Source organism: Pseudomonas sp. Fl5BN2 (genome assembly GCF_009908205.1).
In the GTDB taxonomy this organism is placed as follows: Bacteria; Pseudomonadota; Gammaproteobacteria; order Pseudomonadales; family Pseudomonadaceae; genus Aquipseudomonas.
This window is the reverse complement of sequence record NZ_JAAARL010000003.1, coordinates 1-21,985: the sequence shown is the minus strand read 5'-3', so window position 1 is coordinate 21,985 and position 21,985 is coordinate 1. Positions and strand designations below refer to the sequence as shown.

14 protein-coding genes are annotated in these 21,985 nt (G+C 60.6%); 2 read left to right on the top strand and 12 right to left on the bottom strand.

Features of this window, described 5'->3' with window-relative positions; translation table 11 throughout:
* Positions 1-310 precede the first annotated feature (310 nt).
* The 7 genes from GV819_RS32915 to GV819_RS04550 form a co-directional block, all read right to left on the bottom strand.
* Entirely contained in the window at positions 311-487 is a 177-nt protein-coding gene (locus GV819_RS32915; RefSeq protein ID WP_178124652.1) for a hypothetical protein, read from the bottom strand.
* A gap of 72 nt (positions 488-559) precedes the next feature.
* Positions 560-1,207, bottom strand: coding sequence for a hypothetical protein (locus tag GV819_RS04575; protein WP_161753932.1), 648 nt, complete (start codon positions 1,205-1,207; stop codon positions 560-562).
* The gene (locus tag GV819_RS04570; protein WP_161753930.1) at positions 1,204-1,785 is read right to left on the bottom strand and encodes an RNA polymerase sigma factor; all 582 of its coding nucleotides are present in this window, start codon (positions 1,783-1,785) and stop codon (positions 1,204-1,206) included. Before GV819_RS04570 ends, GV819_RS04575 begins: the two co-directional genes overlap by 4 nt.
* A 37-nt stretch (positions 1,786-1,822) precedes the next feature.
* A complete protein-coding gene (locus tag GV819_RS04565; RefSeq protein WP_161753929.1) occupies positions 1,823-3,562 on the bottom strand; it encodes a vWA domain-containing protein in 1,740 nt (579 codons plus the stop codon).
* Between the two features lie 87 nt (positions 3,563-3,649).
* Positions 3,650-4,210, bottom strand: a complete 561-nt coding sequence (locus tag GV819_RS04560; RefSeq protein ID WP_161753927.1) for a YbhB/YbcL family Raf kinase inhibitor-like protein — start codon at positions 4,208-4,210, stop codon at positions 3,650-3,652.
* Between the two features lie 352 nt (positions 4,211-4,562).
* A complete protein-coding gene (locus GV819_RS04555; RefSeq protein ID WP_161753925.1) occupies positions 4,563-4,811 on the bottom strand; it encodes a BrnA antitoxin family protein in 249 nt (82 codons plus the stop codon).
* The gene (locus GV819_RS04550) at positions 4,789-5,067 is read right to left on the bottom strand and encodes a BrnT family toxin (RefSeq protein ID WP_161753923.1); all 279 of its coding nucleotides are present in this window, start codon (positions 5,065-5,067) and stop codon (positions 4,789-4,791) included. Before GV819_RS04550 ends, GV819_RS04555 begins: the two co-directional genes overlap by 23 nt.
* A 418-nt stretch (positions 5,068-5,485) precedes the next feature.
* Between GV819_RS04550 and GV819_RS04545 the strand changes: the two genes are divergently transcribed.
* Together GV819_RS04545 and GV819_RS04540 are read left to right on the top strand one after the other, a co-directional pair.
* Entirely contained in the window at positions 5,486-5,755 is a 270-nt protein-coding gene (locus tag GV819_RS04545) for a hypothetical protein (protein WP_161753921.1), read from the top strand.
* 48 nt (positions 5,756-5,803) lie between these two features.
* Positions 5,804-6,388: a DUF4291 domain-containing protein gene (locus tag GV819_RS04540; protein ID WP_161753919.1), complete on the top strand. Its 585-nt coding sequence runs from the start codon at positions 5,804-5,806 to the stop codon at positions 6,386-6,388.
* Positions 6,389-6,471: 83 nt separating this feature from the next.
* Here the strand turns inward: GV819_RS04540 and GV819_RS04535 are convergent, their stop codons facing one another.
* From GV819_RS04535 to GV819_RS04515, 5 genes are all read right to left on the bottom strand, one after another.
* Entirely contained in the window at positions 6,472-7,023 is a 552-nt protein-coding gene (locus tag GV819_RS04535; RefSeq protein WP_218579747.1) for an SMI1/KNR4 family protein, read from the bottom strand.
* A gap of 127 nt (positions 7,024-7,150) precedes the next feature.
* Positions 7,151-7,408, bottom strand: coding sequence for a hypothetical protein (locus GV819_RS04530; RefSeq protein WP_161753917.1), 258 nt, complete (start codon positions 7,406-7,408; stop codon positions 7,151-7,153).
* Positions 7,409-7,643: 235 nt separating this feature from the next.
* Positions 7,644-8,225 (bottom strand): tetratricopeptide repeat protein, encoded by a 582-nt coding sequence (locus GV819_RS04525; RefSeq protein ID WP_161753915.1) that lies wholly within the window; start codon positions 8,223-8,225, stop codon positions 7,644-7,646.
* A gap of 2 nt (positions 8,226-8,227) precedes the next feature.
* Positions 8,228-21,286, bottom strand: coding sequence for a hemagglutinin repeat-containing protein (locus tag GV819_RS04520; RefSeq protein ID WP_161753913.1), 13,059 nt, complete (start codon positions 21,284-21,286; stop codon positions 8,228-8,230).
* 28 nt (positions 21,287-21,314) lie between these two features.
* On the bottom strand, positions 21,315-21,985 hold a 671-nt coding region (locus GV819_RS04515), incomplete at its 5' end, for a ShlB/FhaC/HecB family hemolysin secretion/activation protein (protein WP_161753911.1).

The window sequence follows — 21,985 nt, the reverse complement described above, 5'->3', positions numbered from 1 at the left end:
ATGTCCCGTCTGTTTATCGGCAAGACCCAAGACGACTTAACCTGTTATCCGCTTGATCCCGCCTGAAGTTATCCGCTCCAGCGACAGCCGGGTTAACGCTCGGCAATTTTTGCTCGTGCGCAGGCTCGCATAGAGGCTGTCGCTCTATTAGCGCTTGATGTAGAACGAATTTTTATCGGAACACGTAATGGCGCTTAGCCATTCTCGGCAGAAGGCTAGCAGATACCGGGCACAGACCCAAACCCGACTTCACCGGAACACACTCAAGCCATCGAAGTGAGCGGCAATCAAGCCTGGCCGTCGCAGACGGTCACAGGGCCTCTTGCTCCTCACTGTCGTCCTCTGAATCCTCTGAATCCTCTGAATCGTCCTCCAACTCCTCTGAGTCCTCTGAGTCCTTGCGACTCTCCTTGATGGCCTGACGGATATCAGCGCCCTTGATCGGGCAGTTCAACATTGCAGCAATACGGTCGATGCGGGGTGCCATGACCGGCCTCTCACTTTCTGGAAACTGGCCTGATAGTGCGCGTTTTCTGCAACGACAGCCAACCCCTGCGCGTTATGGACGACGCATGGCTTCCAGGCGCTTGCCCAGATCCTCCTGTGGATAAGTCTGGTGCAGGCGAACCAGCAGCTCATCCGCCTCCTGGGTCTTGTCTTGTTGCCATAGGCGCAGTACTTCCTCAAGTTGCTCATCCAGGTTCTCGGTTACCGACGCCTTGGCCGAGACGCGCTTGGCCAGCCTGGACGTCTCTGCCCGGAACTTGATCGCCTCGGATGGCGCTTGGTCACTGAGCATGTCCATGGGCGGCGCCATGGCAAAACCTGCTGCAGGTGCGGCTGGAGCAACAGGCGCTGGGGCGCTCAAGGCCCCCGCCAACTCGGCGGAACGTGGTGGCGCCTGGCGGGCCATGGGTTTGCCGGGAGCCGGGGAAAAAGCCTGTTGCGGATACTGTTCCGGCGAGTGTTGCAGCACGCCGATGACCAGCGCTACGCCAAACAGGCTGGCGAAGGCCAACTGATAACGCGGTCGCTGGCAGGCCAGTAGCCAGCGCTGCCAAAGACCAGGCCTGGGCGCAGGTGCTTCACGGCGCGCAGTCGCCAGGATCAAGGCATCGAGATGGGCCGGCGGTTCGACGCGACTGTGTTCGCGGACGTGAGCAAGCAACTGCTCTTCAGGGGAGGGTGTCTGTCGGGCGTCAGTCATGTGAGTACCTCCTCGGCCAGGAGCCGACGCAATTTTTTCAACGCATAACGGAAACGGCTCTTCACGGTTTCCAGCGGGGCCTGAGTCAGGCTGGCAATCTGCGGCAACTCCAACTCGCCGTTAGCTCGCAGCAGGAACACTTCGCGCTGGTCGGCGGGCAGGTCCAGCAACGCCGCTTCAATGCGCTGCTGATCGCGGCTCAGGCTCAGTTGCTGCTCGGGACCGGCAGCCTGGTCCACTTCACCATGCAGCTGTTCGTCGTAGCTATCGTGCAGCGGGTTGCGCATACCGTGCTTGCGCCAGTGGTCGATCAAGCGATTGCGCGCAATCTGGTACAGCCACGTGCGAAAGCTGGCTCGTCCCCGAGGCTGACTGCTGCTGCGGATCAGGCTCATCCAGGTTTCCTGGTAGACCTCTTCCGCCACTTCAGGCTGGCCGCACAAGCGCACCAGAAACCCGTAGAGACCCTGACGATGGCGCTGGTACAGCACCTCGAAGGCCGCGGGCTCTCCGGCGCGATAACGCGCCAGCAACGCTTCATCGCTGCTGGCGGTGCTGGACAGTGGGGCAGCAGACATCGGGCTGAAGAGCTCCTGTTCACTGCTCGTCATGGGTCTATTCAAAACGGCTCTGCACTTGGCTCATGTCCACGGGTTGAGTCGCAGTCTGGGCATTTGGCGCCTGAGTTTGCAGACTTTGCGCCAGCTCCACCAGCTGCACGAACTCGCCTCGCAGGCCATAGGGATCTTCACCCCTGGCACCGCGCGCCAGCTTGGCGGTATCGGCCAGGCTGAAGTTGCCGGTGTAGCGGCCGTCCTTGAGTTGCTGAGAGAACGCAGCCACCGCGGCGGCAAAGCGCAGGTCGGTGCTGGCCTCGGCCAGTTTAGCCGGCTGTTGCGCCGTGATTGGTCGCTCGATCAGGCGACTGCTGCCGCCCTCGGGCGCTTTGTAACGCAGCCGCAGCATCGCCAGTTCGCCATTCCTGGCGCTCGGTTCGGCAGCCTTGGCCTGGCCAAAACGCAGCGGCTCCAGCCAACCCTTCTCGCCCGCGGGGACAATTTCATACAACGCAGTGACCGTATGCCCAGCACCAATCTCGCCGGCGTCGACCTTGTCATTGCTGAAGTCTTCACGCTTTAGTGCACGGTTCTCATAACCCAGCAGGCGATATTCACTGACCTGGGCCGGGTTGAACTCCACTTGCAGCTTCACGTCCTTGGCCACCACCGCCAGGGTCGAGCTGAGTTGGTCCACCAGCACCTTGCGCGCTTCACGCAGGTTGTCGATATAGGCGTAGTTGCCGTCGCCAGCGTCCGCCAATTGCTCCATCAGATGTTCGTTGTAGTTATCCACACCAAAACCCAGGGTGGTCAGGGACACGCCACTTTTACGCTTCTCGGCAACCATTTGCTTGAGGCTGTCAAAGTCGCTGGTGCCGACGTTGAAGTCACCGTCGGTGGCCAGCAGGATGCGATTGATGCCCTTGTCGATGAAGCCCTGCTGGGCCATCTGGTAGGCCAGCTGAATGCCCGAGGCGCCGGCAGTGGAACCGCCTGCCGTGAGTTGGTCGATAGCGCTGCGGATCTTCGCCTTGTCGCGACCGGAGGTGGGTTGCAGTACCACCCGCGAGTCACCGGCGTAGACCACCAGCGAGACTCGGTCCTGATCGCGCAATTGGTCCACCAACAGCTTGAGGGTGCTCTTCACCAGGGGCAGGCCTTCGCGACGGTCCATGGAACCCGATACGTCCACCAGGAATACCAGGTTGGCTGGAGCCAGGTCCGCTACTGCACGGTCCGAAGCCTTGATGCCGATGCGCAGCAAACGGGTATGGGGATTCCACGGTGACGGTGCCAGTTCAGTGGTCACACCGAAGGGCGAACCGTCACTGGGCAGGGCGTAATCGTAGGAAAAATAGTTGACCAGTTCTTCCAGGCGTACCGCGCCTTCCGGCGGCAGGCTGCCCTGGTTGAGCAAGCGGCGGACGTTGGCATAAGCGCCGGTATCGACGTCGGCACTGAAGGTCGACACCGGCGCCTCGGCGACACTGTGGATCGAATTGTCCGGCAGCTTCTGGTACTGCTCCCGAGGCTCGTCACGGTAGCCGGCCAGCATTGAATCCCGAGCAGGCATGGGCGCAGACAGCGCGACGGTGTGCACACTGCGCTTGAGCATTGCAGCATCTACACGCGTCACCTCGTAGTGCACCGGCGGCGAGGCCTGCAGTGCGCCCTGGGCCGAGGCGCCAGCGGCGGGTTCGGGTTTTGACGACACACCACAGCCGGCAACGGCCAACAGCAAGCCAGTGGCAAAACCCTGGGCGGCCGGGCGAAGGAAATGCAGAGGAAGGGACATGGGGGGCTGACCTCGGGAAAAATGATCCATTCCCTCCTTCAGACGAAACGCCTTGGCGGTTCGGGTTAAGCCCCCTGAAATATTTTTTTAACGGGAGTAGCGGCGCACCACGCTGCTATTGCGCAACACATGGCCATTGATCTTTTCCAGCAACTGGGCCCGGGTCAGCCCGGCGGGCAGCACTTCGGGGGCCAGGTCCAGGGCGAAGATCTGGATGATGTAGTGGTGCGCACTGTCGCCAATCGGCGGGCACGGCCCCATATAAGTGGTGCTGTTGCGGCTGTTGATGCCGGCCAGGCCTTCCAGGTTCGGCTTGGTGCCGGCACCGGCCGGGATCTGCCGGGTGGTGGGCTTGATACCGTAATGCACCCAATGGTCCACACCCTGGCCTTTGGCGCCGTCCGGATCGTGCATGACGATGGCGTAGCTCAAGGTCCCGGCGGGGCCTGCGGTCCAGCTCAAGGCCGGGGAATTGTTGTGCCCGCCGCAGCCCTTGGCATCACTGGCATTGCCGGTGGTGAACAGCCGGTCATCCGACACCCCGGGGATGTTCAAGGTGAAACGCTCCTGGGCCTGCACCGGAAACTGCAGGCACAGCAGCACGGCACCAGCGGCCAGCCAAGTATTGCGGGAGGCAAAGCGAGACATACGAAAGCACCTTTTTGCGGATGAGGTCATTGGAGGCCTGAAGACTATAGCCTGCACGCACGAGCATGACGGTTCGAAGGGTTCAGGGGGGCTGATTGAGCTTGAGGACAGGGGTGCTTGTAAATGGGAAAGAACGGTTTTTCACGCAGTTGATAACGGGTAGCGGTTTGTGAGGTTCATCAAGGCCGGTCTTCAGCCAAATGCAGGACGGGTGGGTTCCATGAAACGACCCTGACGCCTGCTGTGCGATGGGAGCAATCTGCTGGGTCTGGCTGCTGACGCAAATGGCCCTCTAAATGAAAACGGGCAACTGCACCGTCGCCCGTTTCCTTGAAGCGTGCGCAGCAAGCCTTCAGCCTTGGTGAGCCTGCATGTACTGGCGCAGTAGCTGGTTGATCCGCGTCTGGTAACCTGCGCCCTGCCCCTTGAACCACTCCAGCACATCGGCATCCAGGCGGATAGTCACGGCTTTCTTGCCTGGCAGGTGCACCTCGGCCCGGCGAAAGAAATCGTCATCCAGCTCGGGGATATCCGAGGTATCGATGCCCTGGTCATCGGTTTTCGCCAGGCGATCCCAATCAGTTTTCGATCCGTTGGACATAATATTTGGCCTCCCGCTTAGTGGCTTTTCGCGCCGAGATGATGCGCACCGCATGACCCCGCCGCTCGGTATGGACCACCACGCCCACCAGGGTCCTGATCCAGCCGAGGCTGACCCAGCGCTCCTCGCCACAGTCCAGGCGCTCATCGCGCAAGGACAGGACCGGGCGCTGGAACATCAGCACCGCATCGTTGAAATCGATGCCGTGCTTGAGGATGTTGGCGTGGTTCTTGGCCTCGTCCCATTCAACGTACATGAGCAATTCCGTATTTACAAATGTACATACAGGCTAGCCGACCGGTAGCTAAAATCGCCTTGGATAAACACCTGGAAATACAGTCGATAAGGGATCGGTGCGGTGCAGGAAGAGCCCTACAGCGCTCTCGGAAAAGACGCCATCACGCTTGCCTTGCACCGCAGGAAGTCAGCGGCTTATAGTCCGGCCGTCGCCCAAATGGCGACCTGGTTTGGCGACCGGAATAACGAATGCGAAAGCTGTTTGCTTGTTTGCAGGCTCTTTTGCACCCGCAACGCTGCTTCATGGTAGCTGTGCGCGGGAGACCTTCGGGTCTGCCGGTTACTCGTTTCCGGCTCGCCAACCTGCGTACAGCTGCCACCCATTCGTTTGGCGACGATTGAACGGTAGCTTTCTACCAATCAAACGAGGTGTGCCAATGAACCGCTACATGCCGATAACCGGCCACGACTGCCTGATTCCTTCCCTGCTGATCGACACCCAGGCGCCCATCGATGTACTGCACGACGCCGCAGCCTTTCGCATCCGCGCCGCGACCCAACTGCTGGAGAACTTCGCCGCCGAGACCCTGCGCAGCGAACCGGTGGTACTGCAGGAACTGACCCTGGTGTGCAGCATCCTGCTGCGCGATGGCTGTGATCTGCTGGATGTAACATCACGGCGCCTGCAACCGCAGGCCGAACTCTAAACACCCCAGGGCGGCTTCCCGGCCGCCCATTCTTCATAAGGAAATGCCATGCATAAACCCGCAACAGAAATCCCCCAGCGCCAGATCCGCGCGCTCTACGACGCCGACACCATCCGCGTCTACCAGGCCTATTCCGACAGCATTGCCGACGCCGCCCTGGCCCACGGCACCTTCGTTTCCCCACCCTTCAAGATGGAGCGCATGACCTGGATAAAGCCGTCCTTCCTTTGGATGATGTACCGCGCCGGCTGGGGTTTTAAGGACGCCGGACAAGCGCGCATCCTGGCCATCGACATCAGCCGCGAAGGCTTCGAATGGGCCCTGGCCAACGGCTGCCTGAGCCATGCCGACGAGTCCGTGAGCAAGGAAGAATGGTTGCAGTTGAAAGACCAGTCGCCGGTACGGATCCAGTGGGACCCCGAGCGCGATCTGTACTTGCGGCCACAGGAACACCGCGCGATCCAGATCGGCCTGAGCAAGGAGGCCGTGGCGTTGTATGTGAACCAGTGGATCAAGCGCATTACTGATGTCACGCCCCTGGCGCACTCGATTCATCGACTGATTGAGGAAGGGGATCTGGAAAAGGCTTACAGCCTGCTTCCCCAGGAGCGGGAGTATCCAGCCGTAGGCTGATCAAACTCGTTGATCAGATGCCCCACCAGCACCCAAGGCGCAGCACAGGTACACACCCCTTGTTCTCTGTGCCCTCTCCCGGCTCAAATCGCCAACAGATCGCCAACAACCGCTTTGGTATCGCCGTCGTTTTCATGTGCCAGCATTCTCAAGAAACCACACAGGTCCCACTCGGTTTTTACAACACACTCTACGTTTGAGTCGTAATGATAAATCGCATCATCAGCGAGCGAAGTCTGAACAAAATAGTATTGAGTCTCTGAAATCCAGGCCAAGACAAAGGGCTTGTTCAGGAACTCATAGTGCCCGGTTTCTTGCATCTGATTAAAGAAGTCGACTTGAAAGAGTAAATGCGCCCGTACTCGCCAAGAAGGGCGATAAAGCTGGATGAATGAGTCTCCGATCAATCCGCCATCACTTCGTCCCATTTCAAGCAGGAATGACTTTAGCTGGCCGCTGATACGAATGTCATACAACCTCTCAATCTGGTCTAACTCTTCGTTGGCATAGCCCTGCATCTCAATAACCTCATTGCTGGGCAAGCGACCCTGCTTGCCCGTGCAAGCATAGGCCTGCGCCATCTCAAATGGATCACCCGTAGGAGTCAAAACACCCTCAAAGGAAAACTCGCTCACTGCATAACGGGGGGGGGGGGGTAAGTGCTTGAAGAAGGGTCTTGACCAACAAACCAAAGCCATCATAAAGCGAAATCAAATACTCGCCGAAGACCCAAACTAAAATCAAAACCTAACCAGTACTTAATCAACCCCATTTAAACTGAGGACTAACAGCAAAATAAACCCCAACAGAAACAAGAACACCCTTAACTCGTAACACGTCCACAGCTTGTCCGACAAACACTAGAGAGAGATCTTTCTTTAGAATCTCTCTAGACATTATAAAATTACAGCCCATCACCTCAGACACTGCTTTTATGTGATCTTTATTCTTATAGTCACCACCACACCTAACCTCATATTTTGTTTCATCAACCTTAATACCTGAAATGTTTTTCGTCACTACAGACCAACCGCACTCAGGGCATCTTAGCCCTTGAGTGCCATTCTCACTGAGAATTTCCAGCCCCTCTCCACATCGTTCACACAACATAGAATCGAACTTCTTAATTATGGCTTATCAGGAGTAAATATTTTATATATGCAACTCGCAAATTTAGCAAAACAACACACAATCTTATTCAAAATTCACAGCTGGACAAAGCACATAACCTCATATCCATAAATCTTATGTGTGCTTACCAACTCCGCCCATCTGGTAGTGACCGCGAACCTCCTTCACGCATAATTTTCTCGTAGCCCAAATTAGCAGCCCTGAGTTTTTCTTCATATCGCCCAGGATTAGCCTCACTCAATTTGATCAAAACCGCTCTCAAATTGACGTAATTCACTAGCTCTTTTTCCTCCAATCGCAGCGCATCCTCATAACATTGTAAAGCTCCTTCATAGTCTCCAACCTTTACTAACAAAGCACCTAACTCTACATAGGCATCAACAAAACCAGGATCGAAGTCAATTGCTGCCTGATAATATTTAAATGCATCAACAAAGTTTCCAGCCCTTTCATTTTGGACGCCTGCTATATAGTAATAACGAGGTATCACGTGATCAGGCGACAACGATATTGCGGCTTCGTAAAACTTAGCAGCCTCAACAAAATCCCGGCGATAAAAACTTATATCCCCTGAACACTCAAGACGAACAACCTCAGAAATCTCTTTCGATTTCTTTTTAAACAACTCAACACCCTCATCCATCTTACCGAGCGAGAGTAGTTTTACTACGGCGTCTCTCACCGCCTTACCTTCATGCTTATCCATAATCATCTACCAGCCGGTCTAATACTTTTAATAATATCGTTAAACAACTCAATCTGACTAGGCGGAACCCCTATATTCCTGAAGTTTGTAAGTGGGTCAATCCCCTCAAAATTAATCTTTATTGCATCGACACCTTTCGACCCAGCCTGATTAACTGCAGAGCGCATTAATAAATTATATGCCGATCTATCAAGCATAAATTCCAAGGTGGTTTGCGCCATATCTTTTACCCCATTATTCTGAAACTCCCCTACTTTCTCAATTGACTCGGAAAGATACTTGCTAGAGTTTGCTCCAGGAATTGAAGGCTGTAATTTTCCCGTACTCAGCGTTGCCTCAGCTTCAACTGTAGACATTTTACGATATACAGAAATCGTATCCTTTGTAGTCTCCGTAGCCTCCTTTGCAGCCTGAGCATGTCGCGCAGCCGCAGCCGCTTCAGCTGCAGCCGCCATCTCCTTAGCCGCAACACTACCAAACCCGCCCACACCCAACGCCGCACCACCAGCCGTCGCTGCGCCAAAGGGCAGCTCAGCCCCAACCAAACTAAGCTCGGTGCAAAGAGCGGGGTTGAATACACAGGCAGCCAGAATTTCAGGACCAAGCGTTACTGCGGCGCCGACGCCTCCCACAACCGCCAAGCCACCTACGACAAGATTACCGCCCTCGGCCATCAGCTTCTGACTGTAGTTCGAGCGGCACACATCCGCTGGAAGCCCATCACAGCTCTGCTTGGAAAAGTCGTTGTACTTCTTTTCTGCTAGCAGGCGACTGCCCAGTTCGTTGTTCTCTGTGGCATTTCTGCCCGATTGGGCGCCAGTCACTGCCCCGGCAAAATCACCGCCGACAGCACCGCCCACAAACCCTGCAGCCAATGACGAGAGCGCCGAGATCGTCTGCTTCTCTGCTTCGGTCAGTTGATCGCGACTTCGATTCGGATACAACTGCGCCGCAATCAGCTCACCGGTGGCGGCACCCGCCGCGCCGGCAGCAGCCGAGTTGCCTTGAACCTGTGCAACTACTGCCCCCAGTACCGCTTGCGCCATGATCCGAGCAGCGTCGTTATCACCTGCTGTGCGCTTGATGATGTTCGCCAGGTAGGGCGCCGAGGCGCCGGCCAGAGCCGAGCCAATGTCACCACCCGCCAAGCCTTGCAAGGCAGCAGTCACCGCTTGAGCGGCACGCTGATAGTCACCACCCGTACCGTACTTGCCCATGACTTGTTGGTACGCGTCAGTGGCAATCAGCTGCTTCTGGTAGTTATCAACATCCTCTTTGCTGGCATTGTTTCCTGGTCGATAGATACCTTTCTTTTCAAGTTCATCGCTGGCTGCTTTATCGGCCTTCAACTGCCCGTCGGTCCGAACAATGTCCGTCACTTGGGTGCCAATCTCGCCGATAAGCTGCACCTCCCGCAGGCGCTTCTGCTCCTTCTCCTTGTCGAAGATCGGGCTGATGCTGCCGTTGGCGTGTTCGACGTCGCGGCTCAGGGTGGCAACATCCTGCTTCTGCTGGCCTGGGTCACGGATGTCCAAGGTGCCGTTGGAGATTGCCGATGAGGTGGTGCCGCTGGCGCTGCCGCCGTGGTTGTAGGCGATCAACATGCCGCTGGGCATGTTGCTGGTGAAGCCATCGGCACCGCCATTGCCACTGCTGACGCTGGCGCTCTGCATCTGGCTTTTGTATTCGGCCTCGTTCTTGAGATCGCTCCAGCCCAGGGTGCCGGTGCTCAGGCGGTTTTTGTCGGCTTCTGCGGTGCTGGCGATGACGCTGCCATCAAGCTGGGTGTGCTTGCCCACTTCAACCTGATAGCCGCCCTTGCCGGCGAACAACCCGGTTTGCTCTTGCACGCTTTGGTATTTGGAGTCGATCTTGCTCTGGCTGACGCTGACCGAAGCGCTACCCGTCATCGTGCCGAACGTGAAGCTGGCACCGCCGCTGACATTGCTCTGCTTGGACTTGTAGTCGTCGGTGTCCTGCAGGCTTTGCAGCGTGAGGTCGCGCCCGACTTTGGCCGTGATCTTGTCCGCATTGACCTGCGCGCCTCTGAGCGCGGCGTCCCGCCCACTGATCAGGCTCGCTTGGTTACCGGCGTCCAGGGTGGTCTCGGTCCAGGTGGTACCGGTGCCCTTTTCCTTGCCGACGCCCTTGTTGCCATTGGCGAAGATACTAAGGCCGGCGCCGTTGGGGCCCACACCCAGGCTGACGCCAATTGCGCCGCCGCCGCTACTGTTCTTGCCATCAAGCTTTTGCCGGTTGGCCGCGGCTTCAAGGTGGATGTCACGCTCAGCGGCGAGCAGTACGTTATTGCCCGCCTTGAGTTGGCTGCCTTGCACGCGGATATCGCCATCCGCCCCAGCGGTACCACTGCCGGCAGCCACGATGGAGAGGTTGTTGCCGCTGGTCAGGCTACTGCCCTGATTAACCGTCTGCTCCTGAGTCTGCTTGGAACTGGACTTCTGTGAGCCCAGAGAAATGCTGATACCGACGAACTGGCCGATGTTATCGCCGTTCATCCCGCCGCCCTGTTGGGCCGCTTGCCAGGCCTGAACACCGGTCAGGCCAGCCTTGATGCCTTGCAGGGCAGAGAGGCGGCTATCGTCCTCCTCCTTGGCTTGCTTGGTGGTCTGGTACGCAGCATCGACGGCACTGCCGACGGTTCCGGATAGGGCCAGGGTCAGGCCGCTGGTCTTGGTCTTGGAGGTTTGCTCGCTCCTGTTGTGATTTTCCGCCGCGAGGATGCTGACGTTTTGCCCGACGAGGCTGATGTCCTTGCCCGCAATGACGTCGGAACCTTTCAGGGTCAGGTCCTTGCCGGCCTGGATATCGACGTTGCCGAGCACACTGCCAATGGTGCTGGCCCTGGCGTTTTCGGTGGTGCTGGAAGAGGTGTTCTTGGCGCTGGTGGAACCCAGGGTGAAACCAATCCCGCCACTGCTCAACAGGCCGGACTTTTTCTTCGATGTCGAATGGCTTTCTTCGCTGGTTTCGGTCGCGCTGTCGATCTCGATATTGCGCCCCGCGACCAGGCTCGTGGAGTGGGTGGAGACAATATCGCTGGCGGTCGCGCCAATATCCTGCCCGGCGCGGATGGCCACCGTATCACCACTGACGGAGGAGCCCTGCTGGGTGGTGGAGCTGCTGCTGTCGATCCGCGTTTTCTGGCTGCTGGACAGCCCGGAGCTGCTGGTCTTGGTCTTGCGGTAATAGCTGTAGTCGCTGTTTTGCCCAGCGCTCAGGTTCACATCACCGCCCGCATAGAGATAAGCCTCATCCCCCGCCGTCACCCGGCTGGCCGTCAGCGCAAGATCCGCACCGGCCTTGAGCGCCACATTGCCGCCAGCGACCACGGTGGTAGCCACCTGCTGAACATGATCCTCCTGGCTGGTGACCTTCTTGCTCTTGCTATACGAATGCTGCTCGTTGGCCGCCGAGGACAGGTTGAGGTTGTCCGTGGCGGTCATCGCCACATCGCGCTTGGCCTCGATCTGGCTGGCAATCACATTGATGTCGCGTCCGGCGCTGATGGCCAGGTCGCGGCCGGCCTGCAGGCTGGAGCCGCTCTGGGTCACGCTGAGGTCGTTGTTGCGCACGCCACGGTCATTGCTGACCACCTGTTCCACCGAGGTCAGGTTGACGTCGCGCCCGGCCTTGAGGCTGGTGTCGGCACCGCTTGTGAGCACGCCGCCGTTGTTGTTCACGTCGCGCCCGGCCTTGATAAGCAGGTTGTTGGCCGCTTCCACCCGGGCGACGTTGTCGACGAAGTCGCGCTGCTGGGCGTAGCTGCCATTGCTGCTTTGGTGGCTGGTCAGGGTGCGCTCGTTGATCACGTCGCCACGGGTTGCGGTGAGGGTCACATCACGCCCGGCGATGATCCCACCGGCCTTGTTCACCAGGTTGTTGCCGGCCAGCAGGTCGAGGCGGTTGCCGGCTTCCACCAGGCCGCTGTTGACCAGGTTCTGCCCGGCCTGGGCCGAGAGGTTGTTGGTGGCGCGCAGGGTGCCGACGTTGTTCAGGTCTTGCCCGGCAATCAGGTTGACGTCGTTACCGGCGATCAAGGCGCCGTTAGGCGCCAGGCGGCCCTTGGCCTGGGCCAAGTAGAGCACTGGCACCAGCACTTGTTCGCCGTTCACTTCGGCGTTTTCCAGCCAGACGATGTCGTGGGTCAGGGCCGCCACCTGCTCCGAGGTCAGGCTCACGCCCACCGCCAGGTTGAGCTGTTGCCGACTCTGGATGGCGTTGTCCATCAGGTACTTGAACAGTTTCTCGTCGCTGTCCTGCCCATTGATGTAGCGCTGGCCGGTACGGGCCTGCACGGCTTGCTGGATCAGTTTCTGCTCGTAAAAACCGTCTCCCAGGCGCTTGGCGCTGTCGTCCGGGTTGTAGCCCAGGTTGGACAGCAGGTAGTCCGAGCTCATGAATTGCTTGAGGTCGGTGAGCACCGGGTTGGTTTCGATCAGGTACTTGTGCGGATTGCTGCGCACGCTGCTGTCCGGCAGGCCGGTGACCCGGTCGATGCTGATCGGCGCCGGCGCCTGGGCGTTGAGGGCCGCGGTCTGGCTGATGCCGTCACTCACCACCGAAGGCCCGGGCAATGCCGGGCCCGAAACAGCACCGGCACCGGGCAGGGTCGCATTGATCGCGCTGGCATCGGTGCCGACTTGCGCCGCCGTGCGGTTGGCGGTGCTCAAGTCCGCCGAACGGGCCGCGATCTGGGCGGCGTCAGCGATGTTGATGTCTCGCGCCTGAACCGCGGGCAGCCCTTGTTGACGTTGCGCGGTGCTCAAGGTGGCGCCGCCCATGGTCCAGCTCTGTGGACCACTGGCCGCAGGCGTGCTCGCGCCCTGGCCGCTGAGGCGGAACAGGCCGTTCTGCCCGCTGGGCAGGCTGAAGCCGGGCAGCGCCAGCGGGTTGACCTGTTGCTGGGCCAGGTTCGGCGGCAATTGCTGGTTGAGGGTGACGCGGGTGGCGAAGGCCGTGCCCGCCGCATCGGTATTGGTGCGCGCACCGCTGCCGACGTAAGTGAAGCCCGGGCGCACCACGCTGTTATCGATGCCATTGCGGGCGTTGATGCTGACCGCACCGCCCGCCTGCATGACTGCGGCGTAACTCTGGTCACCGCCGGAGAGCTTTCGCGTCGAGCCGAGGTTTGCATACTCTTTTTCGGTCGTGCCGATAAAGCGGCTCATCGCCGCTTGCAAACCAGCGAGGTCGTTGGGGGTGTAGCCGCCGCTCTGGAACCAGTACTTGCTGGTGAAGGCGCTGGCAGCGCTGGACCAGGAGCCGGCATTCTTGGTCCGCCGAGTCCTGAACACCCGAGTGGTTTCGGTTTCACCGGTCTCCACACCGCTGTTAGTCAGGTTGTTGACCGAGGCTACAAGATTGCCGGCCGCTGCGATGGTGCTGCTCTGGTTCAGCAGGTCGCCACCCTTGATATTCAGGTGAGCACCGGAGGTGATGCTCGACGCCGCACTGGCTTCGGTGACCTCGAACTTGTCGCGCTGGACGATTTCCCAGACGTGGTTGCGCTTGCCGCTGCAGTCTCCGGCGTTGACCCCCTTGATACAGGCGATCTCGCCGATGCGCGCGGTGTAGATGCCCTGGTTGTCGGTTTTCAGCACCGCACGCACGTTCTGAATGGTGCTGGCCGCCAGGCTCATGGAGCCATCGCTCTGCAATGAACCGGAGCTGTTGACGATACGGCTGGCCAGAGTGCCCTGGCCGTCACGGTCGACTGTCAGGTTGCCGAGGCTGTACACATCGGCATAGCTGTTGGTCAGGCTATCGACCCGCAGGCCCATGTCACCGCCACTGAACACCAGCCCGTGGTCGTTGAGCAGGGCGCCGGTGGTCAGGGTCAGGCCCTGGGCCGCCCCGAGAGTGCCCTGGTTGTTCACAGCGCCAGCGCTCAGGTTCAGTTGGGCGCCAGAGGTCAGGCGCCCGGCGTTGTTCAACTGACCGGCGACGTTGATGCGGGTGTCGCCGCCACCGGCAATGCTGGACGGGGCATTGAGGTTGATCTGGGCCGCACCGAGGGCCAAGGTGCCGCGGCTGCTGAGACGCCCATTGCCCGAGTAGGTACCGCCCAGGCTCAGGCCCAGGCTGCCATCACTGGCGATCAGTCCCTCGTTGCTCCAGTTGCCACCGCTGCCGGTAAGGCTGTCGGTCGCCAGCAGTTGGCCGCTGGCGGTCTGGCTGAAATTATTGACGTTGATCGTCAGGCGCCCGGCCTGGATCACGTTGCTGTTGTTCCAGCTGTCGGCATTCAAGGCCAGACCGCCACGAGTGACGATACTGCCACCGGCGCCTGTGACATTGGCGGTGGAAATGTCGAAAGTGCCACGGCCCACATGCAGCAGGTTGCCGCCACCGTTGAGGAAGTTGCCAACCCCCAGGCTCAGGTCACTGTTGGCGCTTTCCAGGGTGCCGTTGCGGTTGTCGAACTGCCCGCCGATCTCGAAGCGGGTGCTGCCGCTGCTGCCCAGGGCGCGCAGTTGGCCAGTCTGGTTATCGAGGCTGGCAGCCTTGATCGCCAGTGTGCTGTCGCTTTCGATAATGCCCAGGCGGTTGTTCAGGGCGCCGCTCAGGTCGAGGTCGATGCGCTGACCAGCGATCTGTCCGTCGTTGTCACCGCTGTTATCGAAGTTACCGCCGCTGACCTTGACCAGGCCCTTGGCGTACAGACCACCGTTACGGTTGTCGAAGTCGCCGCTGATGATCAGCGCGTCGCCGCTTTGCGCGGAAATCCGTCCACCGTAATTGTCGATGCCGGCCAGGGCCTTGAGGTTCAAGCGCTGGGCCTGGGTCACGCCGCCCTGGCGATTGTTGTTCAGGTCATAGCCGTTTTTCAGCACGCCACGAAGGTCGGCGGTCATCGCACCTTGCAGGCTAGAGAGCACGCCGCCACGGTTGTCCAGGGTGCCGGCGCCGATATTCAGGTCGCCGTTCTTGGCCAGGATACGCCCGCTCTGGTTGTCGATATCGCCAGTGGTAAGGCTCAGGTTGCCCTGACTTTGCAAAGTACCGTTAGCGTTGACGAGGCTGGCGGCCTGGACTCGCAGGTCGCCGCGCTGGCTGTAGATCAGGCCGTCGCCGCTGTTTTTCAGGACGCCGTCGAGCTGTAGGTCGAGCTGTTCGTTGGCCGCGACGGTACCGCGCTGACGGTTGTCCAGGGTACCGGCCAACAGGTTCAGCAGGCCCTGGCTGGCGATCTGCCCGCCCTGGTTGTCAATCGCGGTGGCATGTTCGATGCGCAGTGGGCCGCCACTGGCCAGCTTGCCGTTGCTATTGTTCAGGGCGCCCAGCAGGTTCAGGGTCAGCGCGGCATTGCCCACCAGGCTGCCGCCGCGGTTGTCCAGGCTCGCGGCGCGAAGCTCCAGGAGCTGTTGCGCGCTGATCGTGCCAGCGGCGTTGCCCAGGGTCATAGCTTGCAGGGTCAAGGCCGCGCCGCTGTCGATCAGGCCACCTTGGGCGTTGTTCAGCAGGCCGCTGACGCTGAGGGTCTGTTCAGCAGCACTGGAGAGGATGCCGCCGCTGCTGTTATCCAGGTTGGCAGCGGCCACGGTCAGTGCCTGCTGGCTGACCAGAGCACCGGCACCGCTGTTGAGCAGGTCACCGCTGACCTGCACATTGACCCCACCACTGCGGCTGGACAACGTACCCAGGTTGCGGTTGTCCAGGCTGCCCAGGTTGGTACTCAGGCCTTGCCAGCCCGAGACCAGGCCGCCCTGGTTAAACAGGCTCTGGGCCTTGAGGCGCAGTTGCTGATTGCTGATCAGCTTGCCGGCGCTGTTGTCCAGGGCGCGTGCCACCAGGTCCAGGCTCTGGCCGCTGGAGATTTCACCGCCGCGGTTACTCAGGTCACGCAGGTGAGCAATGGTCAGTGGGCCGTCGGTACTGATCAAGCCACCGTTGTTATTCAGGTCGCCAGTGGCGCTCCCCAGATCCACGGCGATGGCGCCGCCCTGCAGCGAGCCGCCCTGGTTATCCACGGCGCTGCTGCCGATGTTCAGTGTGTTGACGGCACTGATCAGGCCTTGCTGGCTGTTGTTCAGTGCTCCGGTCAATTGCAAGTCGAGGCCCGCGCGGCTGGTCAGGGTGCCGCCCGTGTTGTCCAGGCTGGTCGCCTGCACGTCGAGGGCCGAAGCCGCGATCAGGCCCTTGAGGTTGCTCAAGGCCTGGTCGATCCGCAGGGTCAGGACCTGATTGCTCAGGACCTTGCCACGGCTGTTGTCGAGGCTTTCAGCGACCATGGCGAAGGCTTGGGCCGAGGAGATTTCACCGCCCTGGTTGTTCACGCCCTTGAGGTTCTTGAGCATCAGCAGCGGGGTGTTGATCAGCCCCTGTTGATTGTTCAGTTGCCCCTGGTTGAGGTCCAGGGTCAGGGAGGTGTTGCTGAACAGTTGGCCGCCCTGCTGGTCAAGGCCGCTGACACTGGCGGTCAAGGCACCATCGCTGGCGATCCGGCCGCCGTCCTGGTTGGTCAATTGGGCGCTACTGAGGTTCAGGCTATCGCCACTGCTCAGTCGGCCTTGGTGGCTGTTGTCCAAGGCCCCGGTGTGGACACTGGCGGCGGCCTTGGCGCTGATGTTGCCCAGGTTGCGGTTATCCAGGCGGGCGCTGTTGAGCAGCAGCGCGCCATCGGTGACGACCTCCCCACCCTGGTTGAGCAGCGCGCCGCGGTACTCCAGGGTCATGGCGCCGGCACTGGAAACACTGCCGCCGCTGTTGTCCAGCTCTGCGCCCTTGAGCCCGAGCTTGCCTTCGGCGCTGAGCAGGCCCTGGCGGTTATCCAGGTTACCCTGCAACTGGGCCTTGAGGTCTTGCTGGGTCAACAGCGTTCCGCCGTTGTTGTCCAGGCTGTTGCCAACGAGGGTCAGGCCGGCCTTGCCCGAGAGCAGGCCTTTGCTACGGTTGATCACCTGGGCCACGCCAACGTCCAGGCGGCCTTCGGCCAATACCTTGCCGCCGACGCTGTTATCCAGGCTCATGCCGTCCAAGCTCACATTGCTCTTGCTCGACAGTTCGCCGCCGCGGTTATCGATCGCCGCAACGTTGAGCTGCAGCCCCTGGCTGGCGCCGACCAGGCCGCCCTGGCGGTTATCAAGGCTGTCGGCGACCAGCTCCAGGCGCTGGGCAGCAATGAGCTGTCCGCCCTGGTTGTCCAAGACAGCCACCTTGGCCTGGACATCGGTCTTGCCGGAAATCTGCCCTTGGCTGTTGTCCAAGGCGCCCACCGTCAGGCTCAGTTGTTCATCAGCTGTCACTGTGCCTTGCTGGTTGGCCAACTGGCCGTCGACACGCAGGGTCTGGGCACCCAGGCTGCTGATCAGCCCCTCACTGTTGTCCAGGCGATTGCTGTGCAGATCCAGAGTCCTGGCCGAAACCAGACCCTTGAGGTTGTTCAGCGCCTGATCGATACGCAGAGTCAGGCCCTGCTGACTGATCAGCTTGCCGCTGCGGTTGTCCAGGTTGCGAGCGGCCAGGGTGAAAGCCTGGGCACTGGAGATTTCACCGCTCTGGTTGTTGACCTCGGCCAGGTTGTTCAGCACCAGCAGCGGCGCATTGATCAGGCCGTTATGGTTCGTCAGCTGCCCCTGGTTCAGATCCAGGGTCAGGGCGCTCTTGCTGAACAGCTCGCCACCTTGTTGGTCGAGGCCGTCGACGCTGGCGGTCAGGGCCTTTTCACTGGCGATCCGGCTGCCCTGGCCATTGTTGACCTGGGCCGCTTTGAGATCGAGGCTATCGCCGCTGATCAGCCGCGCACTCTGGGTGTTGTCGAAAGCCCCGGTGCTGACCCGGGCCGCCCCCTTGCTGCTGAGCAAGCCACCCTGGCTGTTGTCCAGGCTGTGGCTGGTGATACTGAGTTCACCGTCGGTGGTGATAGAAGCATTGCGGTTGAGCAACGCGCCAGCGCTGGTCAGGGTCAAGGCAGCGGCGCTGGAGAGTTTACCGCCGCGGTTGTCCAGGCTGCCGACTTGGGCCGCCAACAGGCCTTCGCTGCTGATCAGCCCCTGCTGGTTGCTCAGGGCATTGTCCAGGCGAATATCCAGCCCCTGTTGGGCCACCAGGCGGCCCTGACGGTTGTCCAGGCTTTGGCCAGTGAGCGCAACCCTGCCTTTGCCAAACAGCAGGCCTTGATTCTGGTTGATGACCTGCGCCACCTTCAGGCCCAGGTCGGTACCGGCAAGCATCTTGCCGTTGTCGCTGTTGTCCAGGCGTGTGCCCTGAAGGGTCAGTCCTTCGGCGCTGGAGATTTCCCCACCGCGGTTGTCGACGTCGGCCACCTCGAGTGTCAGCGTTTTTGTGCTGCCTACCAGGCCGCCATCACGGTTATCCAACTGGGCACCGCCCAGGTTCAGGTCACCTTGAGCCACCAGCTCGCCGCGCTGGTTAGTCAGTTGGCTCACCTGGGCAATCAAGCCGCTCTTGCTGGAGATGCGCCCGCCACTGTTATCCAGGCTGGCGGCGTCCAGGCGCACGGGGCCTGCGGCGCTCAGCAAGCCGCCACGATTATCCAGGTGCGAGCCATTGAAGTTGAGCGCCGCCAGGCCGCTGAGCAGGCCCTGTTGACGGTTGTCGAGCCGACCGACCTCGAGTTGCAGCGCCTGGTCTGCGCGCACTTTGCCGGCGCGGTTGTCCAGGGAGTCGGCGCGCAGGGTCAACAGGTCCTTGCCGGTCAGGCTGCCGTTGCGGTTGTCCACGCTACCGGCTTGCAGATCGATCACCCCCTTGGCGCTGATTTCGCCCTGCTGCTGGTTATCCAGCAGCCCGTCGATGCGGGCTGTCAGTCGGTCATCGCTGACCAGGCTGCCTTGGTGACTGTTGTCCAGACTGGCGGCCTTGAGGTGCAGGTTCTTGCCGGAGCCCAGCACACCATTCTGGTTGTTCAGTGCTGCGCTCAGCTCGATGTGCAACGCCTGGTCACCACTGACCTGACCGTCGCGGTTGTCCAGGCTCGCGCCCTTGAGCGTGGTGGCGCCGAAGCTGGAAAGTTCGCCGCCATGGTTGTTCGCCAAGCCGCTCAGGCTCAAGGCCAAGTCACCGCGGCTAGTAACGATGCCGTCGCGGTTATCCAGGGTTGCCGCGCCGAGATCCAGGCCTCTGGCGGAAATCAGGCCGCCGATATTGCTCAGCGCCTGATCCAGGCGCAGAGTCAGGGCCTGGTTGCCGAGCAGTTTGCCGTGGCTGTTTTCCAGGCTTCGAGCCATCAAGGTGAAAGCCTGGACGCTGGAGATTTCGCCCCGCTGGTTGTCCACGCTATCGAGGTTTTTCAGCGTCAGTTGAGGCCCGTTGATCAAGCCGCCCTGGTTGTTCAGATGGCCCTGGTTCAGGTCCAAAGCCAACTCGGTAACACTGGTCAGGCGCCCGCCGTTGCGCTGGTCCAGGCCGGTGACGCTGGCCGTCAGTGCCTGGTTGCTGGCGATGCGGCCAGCGTTGCTGTTGTCTACCTGCCCAGCCTTGAGGTCCAGGGTTTGCAAACTGATGAGCTGGCCACCACGGTTATTGATCGCGCCGGTGGCAGTCAGGCTCAGGTGCTTGCCAGCGGATGCCAGACCGGCCACGTTGTCCAGGGTGGCCACTTGCAGGGTCAGGTTGCCGAGACTGGAAAGCTCGCCACCCTGGTTGTTCAACTGGCCCACCTGGGCTGTGAGATTGGCGCTGCTGTTGATCAGCCCACCCTGAGCATTGATCAGTTGGCTGGCCGTGAGATCGGTGCTACCGCTGCTCAGCACCCGGCCCTTGTTCTGGTTATCCAGGGTCCCGGCGCTGACCGTCACCTGGCGTTGCCCGCTCAGGGTGCCGCCCTGGTTGTTCAGGGTCTGCTTGGCCGTAACCGTCAGATCACGGCTGGCCACCACGCTCTTGCCGCTGTTGTTGAGGCTCTTCGCGCTCAGCGTGACATCGCCATTGGGGTTGCGGCTGTTGTCGAAGTTGACCCCGGCCTCGATGATCCCGTGGTTGTTCAGTTGCCCGCCGCTGCTGAGGTTGACGCTGTTGGCCGCTGCCAGGGTGCTGTGGTTGTTCAGGTCGCCCTGGGTCTGCACCTTGAGATCGGTCCCGGCGAATACCGCGCCCTGGGCGTCGAGGCTTTGGGCCTTGATCGCCACCGCGCCTTTCTCGGCGCTCGCCTCGGCCATGCGCAACTGGCCATTGGCATCGAGTTGGATATCACCACCGCTGGCAATCATCTTGCCGTCGAGTTTCACCCCGACCCCAGCTTCGGTGCCCACCAACTTGATAGCCCCAGCGTACATGCCGCCCAGGGCCGAGGAATCGATGGCCAGCTGCGGCGCATCCGCCGGGTTTGCTGTCCGCGCCGTGGCCTTGAGGGTCTGGGCGTCGACATCGTTGGCCCCTGCGATCACCGCCAGGTGCTTGGCCTGGATCTCGGCATTGATCCTGGCGCTGCGGGTGATGATTTCGAACTGGTCGATATTGTTCGCGTTCAGCCCCGCACCTTCGATGGCGACGCTGCCCTGGTCCACCTGATAACGCTGGAGCTGGCCATTCTCGATCACCGGCTTGCCGGTAGTCAGGGTGGCCTTCGGGGTGTTGATAAAGCCGCAGCCGTTGCAGGTCACGCCATAGGGGTTGGCAACGATCACATGGGCCGACTGCCCGGCCACCTCGGTGTAGCCCTTGAGCTGGCTGGGGCTGCCGCCGTTGACCTCGTTGAGGATTATGTTGGCCGCCCGACCGCCCAGGTTGGGGTTGCCGAGGATGATCCCGCCGAGCTGGGTTTGCTGGGTACGGTTGGTGGCGTTGTTGAGGATTACGCCCTGCTGGCCAACGTTGTAGTCGCTGAACTGGTTGTGCGACAGGCCACTGCCATTGGGCGTGGCGATGTTGACGATGGGCACGCCATTGCCGGCCTGGCCGAGGGTGGTGCCGCCACCGTTGACCACGATGCCGTCGGCCATGGCCACCACCGGCTGCCAGAACATCACGTTGGCCAGGATGAACGCCAAGCCGCGTTTTGACAGGCCCCAGAACGAGTCTCGCGCTTGCAGAGTGGCGGAGGGCTGGTGGGCCAGGAAGGCGAGTTGTCGAACGTCCATGTCGAAAGCCTCAATAAAAACTACGAAATCAGAGAAGGAGATCCAAACGGAAGTAGATCGGTGCTTCGCGTTCACTCAGGGCATCCGGCCGCTCGAGGGAATGGGCAAAGGTCACGCTGGCGGCGAGATTCTTGCCGCGGGCAAACAATTCGATGGAGTCGCTGGAGACCCGGCCGTGCTGCTCGACGTTGTAGCGGTCGTGACGGATCGCCCCGACGTCGTAGCCAAGGCCGGTGCCATATTCGGCGAACACCGGCCGCAGCCAGTTCCAGGTCACCGGGCGGCTCCAGCGCAGGTCGTTGCGCCAGTAGTAGCCGCTGTCGCCATTCAGGCTCTGGTCCTTGTAGCCTCGGATCGAGGACTGGCTGCCCAGGCTCATGCGTTGCGAGCTGAACAGCACATCCTCGCTGCGCTGGGCGGTGACCAGGCTGCTGAACACCAGGGACTCGTCCCACAGCTTGAACGGCTGCATGTAGCTGGCAGTGGCGGTGTACTTGCGGTAGCGCGCGTTGGCCTGGCGATTGCCGTATTTGTCGCGCTCGTTCTGGCGCTGGGCATCGAAGGCGCCGATGCCGTCCTGCAGCCCCAGGTCGAAGTTGACGAAGGCACCGCCAATGCGCCGGCCGTGGTTGATGCCGAACTGCGCTTCGCTGAGGCGGTTGCTGCTGTTACTCAGCTTGCTGTCTTCGATGTAGTTGT